The sequence below is a fragment of the Streptomyces sp. Y20 genome (genome assembly GCF_043195475.1).
Lineage (GTDB): Bacteria > Actinomycetota > Actinomycetes > Streptomycetales > Streptomycetaceae > Streptomyces.
Map to the genome: position 1 here is coordinate 68,946 of NZ_JBIDDP010000013.1, position 13,810 is coordinate 82,755.

General features: G+C 74.5%; 14 protein-coding genes and 2 tRNA genes. 7 read left to right on the forward strand and 9 right to left on the reverse strand.

Annotation, left to right across the window (positions count from 1 at the left end):
• Window positions 1-115: 115 nt before the first annotated feature.
• On the reverse strand, window positions 116-847 hold the full coding sequence (locus ACGFT1_RS27745) for a decarboxylase (protein ID WP_373911720.1): 732 nt from the start codon (window positions 845-847) through the stop codon (window positions 116-118).
• A gap of 239 nt (window positions 848-1,086) precedes the next feature.
• Here ACGFT1_RS27745 and ACGFT1_RS27750 point away from each other — a divergent pair, with 239 nt between their 5' ends.
• The 3 genes from ACGFT1_RS27750 (at window position 1,087) to ACGFT1_RS27760 (ending at window position 3,338) form a co-directional block, all read left to right on the forward strand.
• Window positions 1,087-2,031 carry a D-2-hydroxyacid dehydrogenase gene (locus tag ACGFT1_RS27750; RefSeq protein WP_373911721.1) on the forward strand — a complete coding sequence of 315 codons (945 nt, stop codon included), beginning with the start codon at window positions 1,087-1,089 and terminating at the stop codon, window positions 2,029-2,031.
• Window positions 2,032-2,412: 381 nt separating this feature from the next.
• Window positions 2,413-3,165, forward strand: a complete 753-nt coding sequence (locus tag ACGFT1_RS27755; protein WP_373911722.1) for an IclR family transcriptional regulator — start codon at window positions 2,413-2,415, stop codon at window positions 3,163-3,165.
• A 99-nt stretch (window positions 3,166-3,264) separates the two neighbouring features.
• Window positions 3,265-3,338 (forward strand) — tRNA-Lys (locus ACGFT1_RS27760).
• A gap of 63 nt (window positions 3,339-3,401) precedes the next feature.
• On the opposite strand, the gene ACGFT1_RS27765 is transcribed toward ACGFT1_RS27760, so the two are convergent.
• The 3 genes from ACGFT1_RS27765 to ACGFT1_RS27775 form a co-directional block, all read right to left on the reverse strand.
• Window positions 3,402-3,866: a DUF3592 domain-containing protein gene (locus ACGFT1_RS27765; protein WP_373911723.1), complete on the reverse strand. Its 465-nt coding sequence runs from the start codon at window positions 3,864-3,866 to the stop codon at window positions 3,402-3,404.
• Window positions 3,867-3,984: 118 nt separating this feature from the next.
• Window positions 3,985-4,590: a lytic polysaccharide monooxygenase gene (locus tag ACGFT1_RS27770; protein ID WP_373911724.1), complete on the reverse strand. Its 606-nt coding sequence runs from the start codon at window positions 4,588-4,590 to the stop codon at window positions 3,985-3,987.
• A 113-nt stretch (window positions 4,591-4,703) separates the two neighbouring features.
• Complete coding sequence (locus ACGFT1_RS27775) at window positions 4,704-5,840, reverse strand: SPFH domain-containing protein (RefSeq protein ID WP_373911725.1); 1,137 nt, start codon at window positions 5,838-5,840, stop codon at window positions 4,704-4,706.
• 375 nt (window positions 5,841-6,215) lie between these two features.
• Between ACGFT1_RS27775 and ACGFT1_RS27780 the strand changes: the two genes are divergently transcribed.
• A tRNA-Lys gene (locus ACGFT1_RS27780) sits at window positions 6,216-6,289 on the forward strand.
• 72 nt (window positions 6,290-6,361) lie between these two features.
• The gene (locus ACGFT1_RS27785) at window positions 6,362-7,051 is read left to right on the forward strand and encodes a FadR/GntR family transcriptional regulator (RefSeq protein ID WP_373911726.1); all 690 of its coding nucleotides are present in this window, start codon (window positions 6,362-6,364) and stop codon (window positions 7,049-7,051) included.
• Between the two features lie 8 nt (window positions 7,052-7,059).
• Here ACGFT1_RS27785 and ACGFT1_RS27790 read toward each other — a convergent pair whose 3' ends face one another.
• From ACGFT1_RS27790 to ACGFT1_RS27810, 5 genes are all read right to left on the reverse strand, one after another.
• Window positions 7,060-7,731, reverse strand: a complete 672-nt coding sequence (locus tag ACGFT1_RS27790; protein WP_373911727.1) for a class F sortase — start codon at window positions 7,729-7,731, stop codon at window positions 7,060-7,062.
• Between the two features lie 8 nt (window positions 7,732-7,739).
• A complete protein-coding gene (locus ACGFT1_RS27795; RefSeq protein ID WP_373911728.1) occupies window positions 7,740-8,294 on the reverse strand; it encodes a hypothetical protein in 555 nt (184 codons plus the stop codon).
• Between the two features lie 142 nt (window positions 8,295-8,436).
• Window positions 8,437-9,216, reverse strand: a complete 780-nt coding sequence (locus tag ACGFT1_RS27800; protein ID WP_373911729.1) for an HAD-IIA family hydrolase — start codon at window positions 9,214-9,216, stop codon at window positions 8,437-8,439.
• Window positions 9,217-9,624: 408 nt separating this feature from the next.
• Complete coding sequence (locus tag ACGFT1_RS27805) at window positions 9,625-10,629, reverse strand: hypothetical protein (protein WP_373911730.1); 1,005 nt, start codon at window positions 10,627-10,629, stop codon at window positions 9,625-9,627.
• A 403-nt stretch (window positions 10,630-11,032) separates the two neighbouring features.
• Window positions 11,033-12,196, reverse strand: a complete 1,164-nt coding sequence (locus ACGFT1_RS27810) for an ROK family protein (protein WP_373911731.1) — start codon at window positions 12,194-12,196, stop codon at window positions 11,033-11,035.
• Window positions 12,197-12,244: 48 nt separating this feature from the next.
• Here ACGFT1_RS27810 and ACGFT1_RS27815 point away from each other — a divergent pair, with 48 nt between their 5' ends.
• Window positions 12,245-13,318 (forward strand): Gfo/Idh/MocA family oxidoreductase, encoded by a 1,074-nt coding sequence (locus ACGFT1_RS27815; protein WP_373911732.1) that lies wholly within the window; start codon window positions 12,245-12,247, stop codon window positions 13,316-13,318.
• Window positions 13,318-13,803, forward strand: a complete 486-nt coding sequence (locus ACGFT1_RS27820) for a heme-degrading domain-containing protein (protein WP_373911733.1) — start codon at window positions 13,318-13,320, stop codon at window positions 13,801-13,803. Before ACGFT1_RS27815 ends, ACGFT1_RS27820 begins: the two co-directional genes overlap by 1 nt.
• Window positions 13,804-13,810 lie beyond the last annotated feature (7 nt).

The window sequence follows — 13,810 nt, forward strand, 5'->3', positions numbered from 1 at the left end:
CCTGTGATCGGGCGTGCTGTCAGGCGTGGCACGGCAGGCGGGTGCCGTCCAGCGGTGGCTAACAGGAGGCGGTCTCCGTTTATTCCGTGGGTGTCCCCCCGGCCGCACGCGGCCGCTACGCCTGGACCCGGGGCTCCCGGGTGAAGAGGGTCCCCAGCGACGGCGCGTTCACCCGCCGGTCCGCCAGCCTGAGCGCCTCCCACACGGTCACCTGGGTGGCCGTGAGCACCGGCTTGGACAGCGCCTTCTCCAGCAGCGGCAGGTGGGCGGCCGTGTGCAGGGCCGTGTCCGGCAGCAGCACGGCATCCGCGCCGGTGGTGTCGGCCGTGCGGGCCAGCGTCAGCACGTCCTCCTCCTCCCAGGTGGCGGCCTCCGCGGCCGTGCGGGCTCCCGAGGACCGCACCCCGGTCACTTCCAGGCCCCCGGCCCGCAGGAACCGGGCGAACAGTTCGGCCACGTCCGGCGGGTAGGTCGCGCCGACGGCGACCCGCCGGACGCCGATCTCCCGGGCCGCGTGCACGAAGGCGAGCGACGCCGACGACGCAGGCGTCCCGGCCAGCCGGGCCAGGGTCCGCACCTGTTCCTGGGCGCCCTCCCAGCCGTGCCCGAAGCTGCCGCTGGTGGACGCCCACACCACCGCCTCCACCCCGGCCAGCCGCAGCGCCGCCACTCCTTCGGCGAGCCGCCCGGCGGAGTCCGTCCCGCCCGGCGTGTCCGCGCGGCCCGTGTCCTCGCCGATGCCGGTGTGCGCCAGGTCCACCCGGATGTCGCTGCCCAGGAGCTGCTCGATGCGTGGATAGTCGTCCTCTGCCGAGTGGCCCGGGGTGAGGAGTCCGAGTGCGGTCATGTCCAGCCTTCCTGCCGTCGCGTCGGGCGGTACGGGCCGTGGGCGGGCAGCCCGCGTGCGGCGGCGCCCGGTACGGCCTCATGGTGCGGATACCCCTTCGGCGCGGTGCTGCCCACATCGCCGTCGCGGACGCGGCGGGAGCAGTGGGGACGGATGGCGCCATCGGCCGTGTTGACGACCGTGGGTCCGGGTGCGAGCGTGGGCCGTCCGCGCAGGCCAGACGCCGGGAGCCGCCCCGCATGACGCCGACCGTCCTCGTCCTCGACGCCGATCCGCCGCCCCGGCTGGGCCGTCTCACCGGCCGCGCCCGCATCGTGCACACGGACCCCGCGCACCTGGCCGAACGGCTGCCGGCCGCGGACGTGCTGCTGGTCTGGGACTTCACCTCGCACGCCGTGCGCGAGGCCTGGCCCGGTGACGGGCCCCGGCCGGGCTGGGTGCACACCGCCAGCGCGGGCGTCGACCATCTGATGTGCCCGGAACTGGCCGCGTCCGACACGGTCGTCACCAACGCGCGCGGCATCTTCGACCAGCCGGTCGCCGAGTACGTGGCGGCCCTCGTGCTGGCGGTCGCCAAGGATCTGCCGCGCACCCTGGAACTGCAACGGGAGCGGACCTGGCGGCACCGGGAGGGCCGGCGGGTGGCGGGTACGCGCGCGTGCGTGGTCGGCTCCGGCCCGATCGGCCGGGCCACCGCCCGCACGCTGAAGGCCCTGGGGGTGACGACGGCGCTGGTCGGGCGGGTGCCGCGGACCGGCGTGCACGGCCCGGCCGACCTCGACCGGCTGATCGCCCGCGCGGACTGGGTGATCGCGGCGGCCCCGCTGACCAGCCGGACGTACCGCATGTTCGACGCGCACCGGTTCGGCGTGATGCAGCCCTCGGCGTTCTTCGTGAACGTCGGCCGGGGCGGGCTGGTCGACGAGGAGGCGCTCGCCCGGGCGCTGGCCCGGCGCTGGATCGCGGGCGCGGCCCTGGACGTGTTCGCCGCCGAACCCCTGCCCCCGGACAGCCCGTTGTGGGAGCTGCCCGGTTTGATCGTGTCCCCGCACATGAGCGGGGACACGGCCGGCTGGCGCGACGAGCTGGGCGCGCAGTTCGTGGAGTCGTACGAGCGGTGGGCGGCGGGCCGGCCGCTGCCGAACGTGGTCGACAAGGCGCGCGGTTACGTACCCGGTCACTGATCCTGGGGACCACGCGGACACCCTCCGGCCGCACACAGGCGCGCTCGGGGGCATCGCGCGCAGCACGGCCATCACCCTGCTGTGCGTGACCCACGAGAGGGGTTTCGCCCGCGGCGTCCCCGGCCAGGTGCCGATGTCCGGCTCGGGCCGGGTCGTCGGGACGGGACCGCCGGAGAAGACCTCCAGCGACCCGGGCAGGCACAGCACGCGGGAGCTCCTCGTCGCGGTTCCTCCGCACCCGGCGCGGGGTGGAGGAGCCGGGTTCCGGCGGGGCGGTCGAACGCACGGACGTGATCTCACCAAGCACCTCTTCCCGGGGGGTGCCCGGCGGCTATCGTGGTGAGGATCCGCCGAACCGGATCGCGGCCGAGGGGGAGCGCCATGAGGATCGAGCCGACCACCCCGTACCACTCCGTCCAGGACGCGCTGCGCGTGCTGGAGACCGTGGCCCGGCACCCCGCCGGCGTCACCGACACCGAGCTGGCCCGCCGCACCGCGCTCGGCCCCGGGCGGCTCACCGCGCTGCTGCGCATGCTGCGCCGCGAGGGCTACGTCGAGCAGATCACCGGCGGGGCCTACGTCACCGGCGACACGCTGCGCCGGCTCACCTCGGCGCACGGCCGGGAGCGGGCTCTGCGCGACAGGCTCCAGCACACCCTGGACCGGCTGCGGGACGCGGTCGGCGCGGCCGTCTACCTCAGCCGGTACGTCGACGGCGAGGTCCGGGTCACCCAGTACGCCGCCGGGCCCGCCACCCCGGCGGTCAACGAGTGGGTGGACTTCCGCTGCTCGGCGCACGCCACCGCGGTCGGCAAGAGCCTGCTGACCCAGCTGGACCACGACGGCCGCCGCGACCACCTCTCCCGGCACCGGATGGCCCGTCTCACCTCGCACACCATCACCAGCGACAAGCTGCTGCTGTCCCGTCTGGAGTCCCAGCCGCCGACGGTGCCGGTGCTCGACCTCCAGGAGTACGCGGTCGGCACGGTCTGCGCGGCCGTCCCGATCACGGCGGGTTCCTCGGTGGGCTGTCTGGCGCTGTCGCTGCCGGTGCGGGACGCGCACCGGCTGAGGCAGGCGGCGCGGACCCTGAACCGCAGCGTGGCCCCGGTCCTGCTCTCGATGGCGCTCTGAGCGCCTCTCCGGGCGGCCCCGGGGTGGTCACCGGCACCCGGCGGGACCAGGTACTATTTTCTTCGTCGCCGGCCGCGTGAAGCGGACGGCGGGAGTCATGCGCCGCTAGCTCAGTTGGTTAGAGCAGCTGACTCTTAATCAGCGGGTCCGGGGTTCGAGTCCCTGGCGGCGCACACGGATGAGGGGCCCCTCGCGCGAGCGAGGGGCCCCTCGCCGTTTCCGGCGGCCCCCTGGGGCTACGGCATCAGGCCGTCCGACATCGTGAAGATCGAGTGGGCGAGGAACATGAAGCCGACGCAGATGGTGGCGGCCACGCCCAGGAAGACCAGCAGGCAGCCGGTGCCGGCCGCGAGCTTGCCGGGCGCGGGCGGCAGCGCGGTGGCCCGCTCGGGGGCCTCCGGCAGGTAGCGGACGGTCGTGAAGTCGCCCTCCAGGACGGTCGCGGGGCCGTCCTCCTCGGCGAAGCGGACCGTGCGTCCCTCGCGGGTGGTGAACTCGTAGACGTGGTGCAGGGTGGTGTGCACGGAGGTGTCCCCGCCACCACCGCCGGTCGTCGTGTACATCCGAAGGCAGCGCGCCTCGGCCGTCAGGCCGTTCGCCCACGTTCTGTTGATCCGCCGGGCGCGGCGCACCAGGCGGAAGGCGGCGAACGCGAAGGCGGCGAGCATCAGGCTCGGCACGGCGTAGAAGAACAGTTCCATGAGGTTCCCCCGAGGTCGGTACGCCGTTCGGGTCGGTCGGCGTGGCCGGAACCTATCCGACCGGCCGGTCCGCCGACCTCAGGGGAAGCTCAGTTTCCGGATCGTGCCCGGAGGCGGATCAGAAGGTGACGTCCGAGCAGGCGTAGAACGCGTTGCCCGTGTCGGCGACCGTCCACACCGCGAGGATGACGTGGTGACCGCTCAGCCCGGCCGGCAGGGTGCCGCTGTGGCTGAGGGTGGACGGCGGGCGCTGGCCGTTGTACGGCACCGTCAGGAACGGGGTGAGGTTGAGGTCCGAGCGGGTGAGGGCGTGGTTCTGGTTCCAGCCCGGCTTGGTGACGTAGTACCTGAAGTCGGTCGTGGCGTGCATGGCCGTGAACTGCCAGCGGAAGGTGTACGACTGACCTCCCGTCACCCTGGTGGTCGGCCACGCCGCGCCGGACGGTGTGGTGGGCGCGCTGAGCTGCGAGAACTGGCCCTGTCCCGCGTTGCAGAGCTGGCCGTCGACGGGTCCGGCGGCCGGGAAGCCCTTGGGGCCCTCGACGCTCTGCGGCTCCCACTGGATCTGGCCGCAGTTCGCCACGGTGCCGTTCTGGCAGAGCTTCTGCCTGCTGATGGGCAGATCGGTGTAGCCGTGCCCGCTGGCGCCGCCGGTGGAGAGCGCGAAGGCTCCCGCGGTCACCGCGCCCAGCACGACTGCGGACAACTTGGTCTTGGTGCGCATGCTGCCGCTCCTGGAGAACGTGGGGAGTTCGATGAGCTGGTGCAGGGTAGGTCTAGACCAAGTCTCACGATATTGCCGTTAGTTGAACATGTCCATACCAATCGGCGATTGCCCTAGACCGGTTCCCCGCGTCCCGAGCAGAACGCCACCGTCAGGTCACGGACCAGCACCTTGCGCTCGTAGTCGTCGAGTTCGACGAGCCCGCGCACGGTCAGCCGGGTGACCGTGTCCTCCACCGAGTCCACCACCGAGTTGAGCATGCTGGCCCGCTGCCGGGCGTCCAGCGCGGCGATCCGGCGCCGGTGGATCGCGGGGGCGACCTCGGGGGCGTACTCCACCCGGACCGGCCGGACCGAGAACACCTCCACGCCCACCGGCGCCGTCTCCGTCGCCACCAGCCGGGTCAGCGCGTCCCCGGCCGCCGCCACCCCGCCCCGCGTCCCGCCCGCCGGCTCCACCGGCACCCGGGCGAGCGCCGCCTCCACGCATTCGCGGAGGTACTCCTCGTGGTCATGGACGCCGAGCAGCGCCCGCGCGGTGTCCCGCACCCGCCACACCACCAGCACGACCACCCGCAGGGCCATCCCGTCGGGATCCGCCGCCGTCATCGCCTCGCTGCGCCAGTGCCGCAGCCGCACGTCCATCAGGCGCCGCCGCACCAGCGGGTTCACCCAGAGCAACCCGGTGCGCCGGACCGTCCCCCGGTAGCGGCCGAACAGGCCGAGCACCCAGGCCCGCCCGGTCCGGCACCGGGTCAGCCCGCTGAAGCCGAACGCGCCGAGCGCCCCGGCCCCGGCGTACGCCACCCACTGCGCCGGACCGAGGCCCGCGCCCGCGTACGCCGGCAGCCGCAGCGCCTGGGACACGTGCGGCGGCAGCATGCCCGCCCACCAGGTGGCGGCCAGGCAGCCGGTGAGCCCGCACACCCCGGCGAGCACCCCGGCCGCCCCGGGCAGCACCCGCGCCGGGCGCTCCACCAGAGCGGGGTCGACCTCCGGCTGGGGCCGCCCGCGCACCGGGGCCGGGTGGCGCTGGCGGGGCTGTTCGCCGGTGCCCTGCCGGCGGGCCACGACGGCCGGCCTCAACGGCACCTGCACCGGGTCGGGATCGTCCCGGAAGAGCAGATGGACGGGGATCTCGGTGGTCGCCTCGTTCTGGATGAGGCGGGCGGGCCGGGTGGCGGGACCTGCGGCGCCGCCGTCCGGATGCCCCTCGGACTCGGGCGGTGTGTGCGATGTGGTGGTACTCATGCGAGCCTCCAGCCTCCGCGCCAGATGCGTCATGAACAGGGGAAGGGGTCGTACGCGTGCGTCATACGTGGAGTGCGGGATGCGGGAGTCGGGCGAACAGGCGGCGCCGGGCGTCCGGGCCCGGGCAGCCCCGGCAGGGGTGGGGCGTGACCTGGCGGCGGGTGGCCGGGGGCGGCTGCTCGCGAACCGCGTAGCAGGTGTGCGTGTCTGGGGTGAAATGTCCGCGCGTGTGCACGTTGATCAGTTTTCCCACTGCCGGCGCGACGCGCACGTTGACGGTCCGAATGATGTACGCCGTCCCGGGGCCGGCTGCCACGCCTCCAGGGGGTGGTCGGAGCACGTCGGCGGGTCGGGTAGAGTTCTCTTCGTCAGCAGGCGCCGCTAGCTCAGTTGGTTAGAGCAGCTGACTCTTAATCAGCGGGTCCGGGGTTCGAGTCCCTGGCGGCGCACCGACCGGAACGGCCCCTCGCGCGAGCGGGGGGCCTTCCGCATGCCCCACAATGGCCGGATACCCTCTCGCCATGGCAGCCCGGGACCTTCAGGAACAGATCAAGAAACTGATCGTGGACCAGCGGCTGCCCTCGGGTGCCCCGCTGCCCACCGAGCCCGAGCTGATGCGGCTCCTCGGGGTGAGCCGGAACTCGGTGCGGGAGGCCCTGAAGGCGCTCCAGGCCGTCGGCATCGTGGAGATCCGGCACGGGTTCGGGACGTACGTCGGCGCGATGTCGTTCGCGCCGATGATCGAGGGGCTGGCCTTCCGGACCGTCGCCGGCCACCGCCGCGGCGAGGACTCCCTGCTCCAGCTGCTGGAGCTGCGCGAGGCCGTCGAGACGGGACTGGTGTCACGGCTGGCCGGGCGGCTGCCGGAGGCGGACCTCACGGCACTGGACGCGCTCGTGGACCGCATGGAGCGGGAGGCCGCCGAGGGGGCGGGCCTCGCCGCCACCGACCGCGCCTTTCACGCCACTCTCTACCGGGGGCTGGACAATGTGCTGCTGGGCGAGGTGCTGGAGGCGTTCTGGGACGCCTTCCACCGGGTGCAGCGGGACCTCGTGGACCTGCCGCAGGACCCGCGGGTGACCTGCCGCCAGCACCGGGAGATCCTCGACGCGGTGCGCTCCGGCGACTCCCTGCGCGCCGAACGTGCCATACGGGACCACTTCGGCCACATCCGCACCCGCCTGTCCCCGGTGGCCGCGGCCAACGGGTAGGCGCCGGCTCAGCGGCCGGTGCCGGTGAGATACGCGGAGACCACCACGTTCGCCGTGTAGCTGCCGGTGGCCCGGTCGAAGGAACCGCCGCAGGTGATCAGGCGCAGTTCGGCGCGGCCCGGCTTGCGGGGGCCGTAGGCCTGCCGGGCGTCGAAGTCCTCACGGGGCAGGACCCGGATGTCGTCGATGGTGAACTGGGCGACCCTGCCGTCCGCGCGGACCACCCGGACCGTGCCGCCCGCCTCGAGGGTGCTGAGCCGGTAGAAGACGGCGGGGCGGGTCCGGGTGTCGACGTGGCCGACCAGCAGGGCCACGCCCCGGGCGCCGGGTGCGGCACCCCCGCCGTACCAGCCGACCACGCCCGGCTGGGCGTAGGGCGGCGGATCCACGGCGCCCCGGGCGTCCAGGCCACGGGCCACCACCGGTGCCTGGACGCCGATCCCGGGGATGTCGACGCGCTGCGGCAGCGCGGCGCGCAGGGGGGCCGCCGGGCGCGGCAGCCGGGCCGGGCCGGCGGGACGGCCGGCGCCGAGGACGTCGCCCGTGGCGGGGCTGTCCACGCGGTGCGGCACGCCCGTCACCCCCCGCCCCCACAGCCACAGCCCGAACAGCAGCACCGCCCAGGCCAGGCCGGTGGCGAGCCGTCCGGCGTTGGTGGTGCGCCCGTGGTCGTCGCCCATGGCGGGTCTCAGCGCGTACCGCGGCTCCGGCGGGCCCGGAGCCCGACGGCGACCGCGGCGATGCCGGCGAGCGCCAGACCGGTGGCCGCCTGGGCGGTGCCGGGCCCGGAGCCGCTGGTGGCCACCGTGGCGAAGTGCGCGGTGCCGCCGCCGCCCGCGGGGACCGGGGCGACAGGGGAGGCGGCCGCGTCGGGCAGCCGGACGGTCTCCTCACGCCGGCCGTCCCCCGCCCGCGTCACCGTGATCCTGCCGGTGACCGCGTAGTCGGCGCAGGTGATGCGCACCTCGTACGCGCCGGGCTCGATGGAGGTGCGGACCCGGGTCTCACCGGTCAGGCTCCCCTGGGCACCGGCCAGCCGGGCGTCGGTGACGAAGGCGGCCGAGGCGGCGGTGCCCTGCCGGCCCGTGCAGCCGGTGACCCGCAGGGTGACGTCGGCGCCCGGCGCCGGGGAGGCGGGGGTCACGGAGACGGAGCCGCCGTCCGCCGCGACGGCGTGGGCCGCCGGGGCGAGCGCGGCCACGGCCACGATTCCGGTACAGAGTGTGAGGCGTAGTGAGCCCATCGTGAACCTCCAGTCACCAAGGAGGCTCCCCCGCGCTGGACGCCCACGCATCCCAGGGACACGCTCCGCTGCTCCGAACGGGTGACGCCGGGTTTCGGCCGGCCGGGGCGGAGCGGACGGACCGGGGGCCGCGGGCCGCTCCTCAGACGAGGTCGACGAGGTCCGCGATGGAGTCCACGACCTGGGAGGGACGGAAGGGGTAGCGGTCCACGTCGTCCGGCCGGGTCACACCGCTGAGCACCAGGAAGGTCCGCATCCCGGCCTCCAGGCCGGCGAGCACGTCGGTGTCCATACGGTCGCCGATCATCGCGGACGTCTCCGAGTGCGCGCCGATCGCGTTCAGACCGGCCCGCATCATCAGGGGGTTCGGCTTGCCCACGAAGTACGGCTTCTTGCCCGTCGCGGCGGTGATCAGCGCGGCGACCGAGCCGGTGGCGGGCAGGTCACCCTCGACGGAGGGGCCGACGTTGTCGGGGTTGGTCGCGATGAACCGGGCGCCGTTGTTGATGAGGCGGACGGCCTTCGTCAGGGCCTCGAAGGAATAGGTCCGGGTCTCGCCGAGGATCACGAAGTCGGGTTCGTGGTCGGTGAGGACATAACCGATGTCGTGCAGGGCCGTGGTCAGACCGGCCTCGCCGATGACATAGGCACTGCCGGCGGGCCGCTGGTCGTTCAGGAACTGGGCGGTCGCCAGCGCCGAGGTCCAGATGTTCTCCACCGGCACGTCCAGACCCATGCGGCGCAGCCGCGCGTGCAGGTCGCGGGCGGTGTAGATGGAGTTGTTGGTGAGCACCAGGAAAGGCCGGCCGGACTCGCGCAGCCGCTTCAGAAAGGCCTCGGCACCGGGAATCGGCACCCCCTCGTGGATCAGGACGCCGTCCATGTCGGTGAGCCATGACTCGATGGGCTTGCGGTCTGCCATGTTGAGCGTCTCCAGGCGTACGTACGGGCGAGAAGCGGGGGCGCCGGAACCACGGCGTACCGACGGCCCCAAGCCTAATCAGCATGGCGTGATCCGTACCCCGCCGATCACCGGGGGGCGGTGCTCCCCTCCGGCGACGGGGCTGCCGCGCCGGGCGACGGGGCGGCTGGCGCGGGCGACGAGGTCGCTGGCGCGGGCGCGGGCGACGGGGAGCAGGGGGGCCAAGGGCGCGTACGGCACCGTCGGGACGGAAGTCCGGCTCCGAGCAGGGGCCCGGGGCGCCTGCCGCAGCGGGCCGGCGACGGTCCTCTCGTGGCTCCGGCGTCTCGCGGGGATGCCGCACGGTCTCGCGGGGCACCATGGACACGGGGTCCCGCCGAGCGGCGACGTGGCCCGCGAGGCCGGTCCTCAGCGGCGGCGACGGCCTCGGACCAGCAGAAACGCGGCGCCGCCCGCGCCGAGCAGCGCGGCGACGGCCACGAGGAGCCCGTGGGCCAGTCCCGGCCCCGTACGCGCCAGCTCGCGCGCCCGTTCCCCGGCTTCCTCGGCCTCCCCGGCCACATGAGCCACAGCCTCTTCGGCATCCTCTGCTTCTTGCGCCGCCTGCGCCGCCTGCGTCTCCCCGGTTCCGGCGGCGGTTTCCTGCGTCTCCTGCGTCTCCCCGGTTCCCGCCGTTTCCTGCGCCTCCCCGGTTCCGGCAGTTTCCTGCGCCTCCTGCGTCTCCCGCGCCTCCTGTGCGGAGGGCGACGGTGAGGAAGGCGGGGCATCGGTGCTCTTGGGGCTGGCCGGGGCGCTGCCGGACGGGGTGGCCGTCGGCTCCCCGGTGCCCTGCGTGTCCTCCTCGTCCCCGGCGATCGAGAAGCGGTACGCGTTGGACTCCCCGACCCAGTCCCCGTCCTGACCCCGGCGCTGTACGGCGGCGGCGTTGGCCGTGACCTTCCCGGGGTGCGCGTCCGAGGTGAGCGCGAGGCGGACCCGGACGCTCACGGTGCCTCCGGGCGGCACGGTGAACCCGTCGAACCCGGCGCCGTCCAGCACGCCGACCAGTTCGTGCGCGTCGGTGCTCTCGAAGGTGACCGGCCGGACGCGGGAGCCCTCGTAGAAGTCCAGCTGGGGCTGCTCCGGCCGCAGGGCGCGCCGGTCGTCGGCCAGGACGACGACCGGGTGGATACGGGCGCAGGCGCGGGGGGTGGTGTTCGTCAGGTCGATGTACCAGGTGCCGTATCCGCCGCCCGCCTCGTAGGAGTCGGGGCCGCCGCGGATCCGGGTGGCCAGCGGGAAGGTCCGCGCGTCGGCGCCGGCGCAGGAGGGGGCCGGGTCGGCGAAAGCGGCATCCGGCGACACGGGCGCGACGACGGTGGCGGTGGCGGCGCCTGTGGCGAGGCAGAGGGACAGGGACGTGCACAGTCGCATGAACACATGAACACATGACCATGCCGGGTGAGGCGGGAGGTGCGGTGCCGACGCTCCGGGGCGGGGGTCAAGTCCGCTCGATCAGCGCAGCCGGGGGTGTGCCGACGTTTCCGCCGCGGGCGCGTGGAGGCCGGCCGGGCGTTCCCCGCGCGCGCCCCTACGGGATCGGGGCCGCCGTCAGGGACCCCCGCCGACTCCGGCCCCACCGGCTCGAGGTCCGCATACGAACTGCGCCCTCCCAGCCTCCGGCGCGCATGCAGGGCGCCTCAACCCCGACCCCGTAGGGGCGCGGGGTACTGCGCGACCAGCCACGACGCGCCCGCGCCCCGAAACGCTCCCCGGTCCACGCCCGCCGACGCCCCGGCCCATCTCACGTCCGCGCCCATGAGGCGTACGCCACCCGTCACGTTTCTCCGCGGCCGAACAGGGGGGCCAGCAGCAGTTGGGCCGCTCCCTCGGCCACCGCCCGCTCCCCGCGCGGAGCGACCCGCACCGGTACGCCCCCGGAGCGCGCTCCCTCCCGGCGGGCCCGTGCCGCCAGCACCTCGCCGACGCCCCGCTCGTACACCTCGGGCGCCCCCGCGACCGTACGGCCTCCGAGCAGCACCACGTCGATGTCCAGGAGTCCCACCAGGTTCCCGGCCGCCACCCCCAGCACGCGTGCCGCCTCGGCCACCTCCCCCCGCGCCGCGGCCCGCAGGCACAGCACCTCGACGCACCCCCGGTTGCCGCACTCGCACAGCGGGCCGTCCAGCTGGATCACCTGGTGGCCGAACTCCCCGGCCCCGGTCCGCGCCCCCCGGTGCACGCTCCCGCCGATGACCAGCCCGGCGCCGAGTCCCGTGCCGAGGTGCAGATACGCGAAGGAGCCGGCCGCGGCCCCCTCCTCGTTGCCGACCGCCAGTCCGAGCGCGGCGGCGTTGGTGTCCTTGTCCACCACCACCGGCACCTCCAGCCGCTCCGCGAGCGCGTCGCGCAGGGGGAAGCCGTCCCACTCGGGGAACCCGGTGACCCGGTGCAGCACCCCGCGGACATGGTCCAGCGGCCCGGGCAGCGCGACCCCCACCCCCAGCAATGATCCGCCTTCGGGAAGCCCTCCATCAGCGGCCGCCGGCCCGGCCGGCCTCGCCGTCACCAGTTCCTCGACGGCGCCGCACACCGCGTCCAGTACCGCCCGCGCGCCCGCCCCGAGATCCAGCGCGGTGCGGCGTTCCCCCACCACCGCCCCGTCCAGGTCGGCCAGTACCACCCGCAGCTCGTCGCGGTCGAGGTGGACGCCCACCGCGTGCCCCGCCTCCGGTACCAGCCGCAGCACGGTCCGCGGCTTGCCGCCGGTCGACGCGCGCCGTCCGGCCTCCGCGGCGAGACCCTCCTCCCGCAACCGCGCGGTGATCTTGCTGACGGCCTGCGGGGTGAGCCCGGTGCGCTCGGCGAGTTCCAGGCGGCTGATGCCCTCCGCCCCGGCGTCCCGCAGCAGCCCCAGCACCAGCGCGCCGTTGTGACTGCGCACCGCGCCCAGGTTCGCTCCCGCCGGTCCGCCGCTCCTCGTCCTGTTCACGCGACCCATTGTCCCCGCCGCTTGCACTTTGGCAACAGCGTTGCCAAAGTGGACGCCATGACTACTGCCCCCCTCCGCGTCGGCCTGATCGGCTACGGCCTCGCCGGCTCCGTCTTCCACGCCCCGCTGATCGCCGCCACCGAGGGCCTCGCCCTGGACACGGTGGTCACCTCCCAGCCGGAGCGGCGGCAGCAGGCCCGCGCCGAGTTCCCGGACGTCCGGTTCGCCACCACCCCCGACGAACTGTTCGACCGCGCCGGCGAGCTGGACCTCATCGTCGTCGCCTCCCCGAACAAGACGCACGTACCGCTGGCCACGGCCGCGCTCGAGGCGGGCCTGCCGGTGGTCGTGGACAAGCCGGTCGCCGGTACGGCGGCCGAGGCGCGCGGCCTCGCCGCCCTCGCCGACGAGCGCGGCCTGCTGCTGTCGGTCTTCCAGAACCGCCGCTGGGACAACGACTTCCTGACCCTGCGCGAGCTCCTGGCCGACGGCGAACTCGGCGACACCTGGCGCTTCGAGTCCCGTTTCGAGCGCTGGCGCCCACGGCCCAAGGGCGGCTGGCGCGAGTCCGGCGACCCCGCGGAGATCGGGGGCCTGCTCTACGACCTCGGCAGCCACGTCGTCGACCAGGCCCTGGTCCTCTTCGGCCCGGTCACCGAGGTCTACGCCGAGACGGACGTCCGCCGCCCCGGCGCCGAGACCGACGACGACACCTTCCTCGCGCTCACCCACGCGAACGGCGTCCGCTCCCACCTCTACGTCTCCGCGACGACCGCCCAGCTCGGCCCCCGTTTCCGGGTGCTCGGCTCCCGCGCGGGATACGTGAAGTACGGCCTGGACCCGCAGGAGGCGGCCCTGCGCGAGGGCAGCCGTCCCGGCACCGTGCCCGACTGGGGCGCGGAGGACGAGGCGCTGTGGGGCCGCCTCGGTTCCGGGGAGTCCCCGCTGACCGGCGGCGGCACCCCCGTGCCGACGCTCCCCGGCGACTACCCCGCCTACTACGCGGCCGTCGCCGCCGCCCTGACCGGCGCCGGCCCCAACCCGGTGACGGCCCTGGAGGCCGCCGCCGCGCTCGACGTACTGGAAGCGGCCCGCAGGTCCGCCCGCGACAAGGTGACGGTGACCCTCTGATGACCCACCCGCAGACCCCCGACCTCGCCCCGGGTCCCGAGGAGCTTCAGGCGCAGGAACGCCGCCTGGTCTTCCGGCGGTTCACCTACGACGACGCCTGGGCTCTCGGCTCGCTCCTGGTGCGGCTGGCACGGGAGCGCCGCGCGCCGGTCGCCATCGACATCCACCGCGCCGGCCAGCAGCTCTTCCACGCGGCGCTGCCGGGCTCCACGCCCGACAACGACGCCTGGATCGCCCGCAAGCGCCGGGTCGTGGAGCGCTACGGCGCCTCCTCCTACCTGGTCGGGACCCGCTTCCGAGCCAAGGGAACGACGTTCGAGGAATCGTCCCGCCTGGACCCCGACACGTACGCGGCGCACGGCGGTTCCTTCCCGGTGCGCGTCGAGGACGTGGGTGTCGTCGGCGCGGTCACGGTCTCGGGCCTGCCCCAGCTCCAGGACCATCAACTGGTGGTGGAGGCCCTGGAGGAGTTCCTGTCCGTGTGACCGCGGG

Coding starts and splice junctions, on each gene's coding strand:
- ACGFT1_RS27745 (WP_373911720.1), bottom strand. CDS start 847: ATGACCGCACTCGGACTCCTCACCCCGGGCCACTCGGCAGAGGACGAC.
- ACGFT1_RS27750 (WP_373911721.1), top strand. CDS start 1,087: ATGACGCCGACCGTCCTCGTCCTCGACGCCGATCCGCCGCCCCGGCTG.
- ACGFT1_RS27755 (WP_373911722.1), top strand. CDS start 2,413: ATGAGGATCGAGCCGACCACCCCGTACCACTCCGTCCAGGACGCGCTG.
- ACGFT1_RS27765 (WP_373911723.1), bottom strand. CDS start 3,866: ATGGAACTGTTCTTCTACGCCGTGCCGAGCCTGATGCTCGCCGCCTTC.
- ACGFT1_RS27770 (WP_373911724.1), bottom strand. CDS start 4,590: ATGCGCACCAAGACCAAGTTGTCCGCAGTCGTGCTGGGCGCGGTGACC.
- ACGFT1_RS27775 (WP_373911725.1), bottom strand. CDS start 5,840: ATGAGTACCACCACATCGCACACACCGCCCGAGTCCGAGGGGCATCCG.
- ACGFT1_RS27785 (WP_373911726.1), top strand. CDS start 6,362: ATGGCAGCCCGGGACCTTCAGGAACAGATCAAGAAACTGATCGTGGAC.
- ACGFT1_RS27790 (WP_373911727.1), bottom strand. CDS start 7,731: ATGGGCGACGACCACGGGCGCACCACCAACGCCGGACGGCTCGCCACC.
- ACGFT1_RS27795 (WP_373911728.1), bottom strand. CDS start 8,294: ATGGGCTCACTACGCCTCACACTCTGTACCGGAATCGTGGCCGTGGCC.
- ACGFT1_RS27800 (WP_373911729.1), bottom strand. CDS start 9,216: ATGGCAGACCGCAAGCCCATCGAGTCATGGCTCACCGACATGGACGGC.
- ACGFT1_RS27805 (WP_373911730.1), bottom strand. CDS start 10,629: ATGCGACTGTGCACGTCCCTGTCCCTCTGCCTCGCCACAGGCGCCGCC.
- ACGFT1_RS27810 (WP_373911731.1), bottom strand. CDS start 12,196: ATGGGTCGCGTGAACAGGACGAGGAGCGGCGGACCGGCGGGAGCGAAC.
- ACGFT1_RS27815 (WP_373911732.1), top strand. CDS start 12,245: ATGACTACTGCCCCCCTCCGCGTCGGCCTGATCGGCTACGGCCTCGCC.
- ACGFT1_RS27820 (WP_373911733.1), top strand. CDS start 13,318: ATGACCCACCCGCAGACCCCCGACCTCGCCCCGGGTCCCGAGGAGCTT.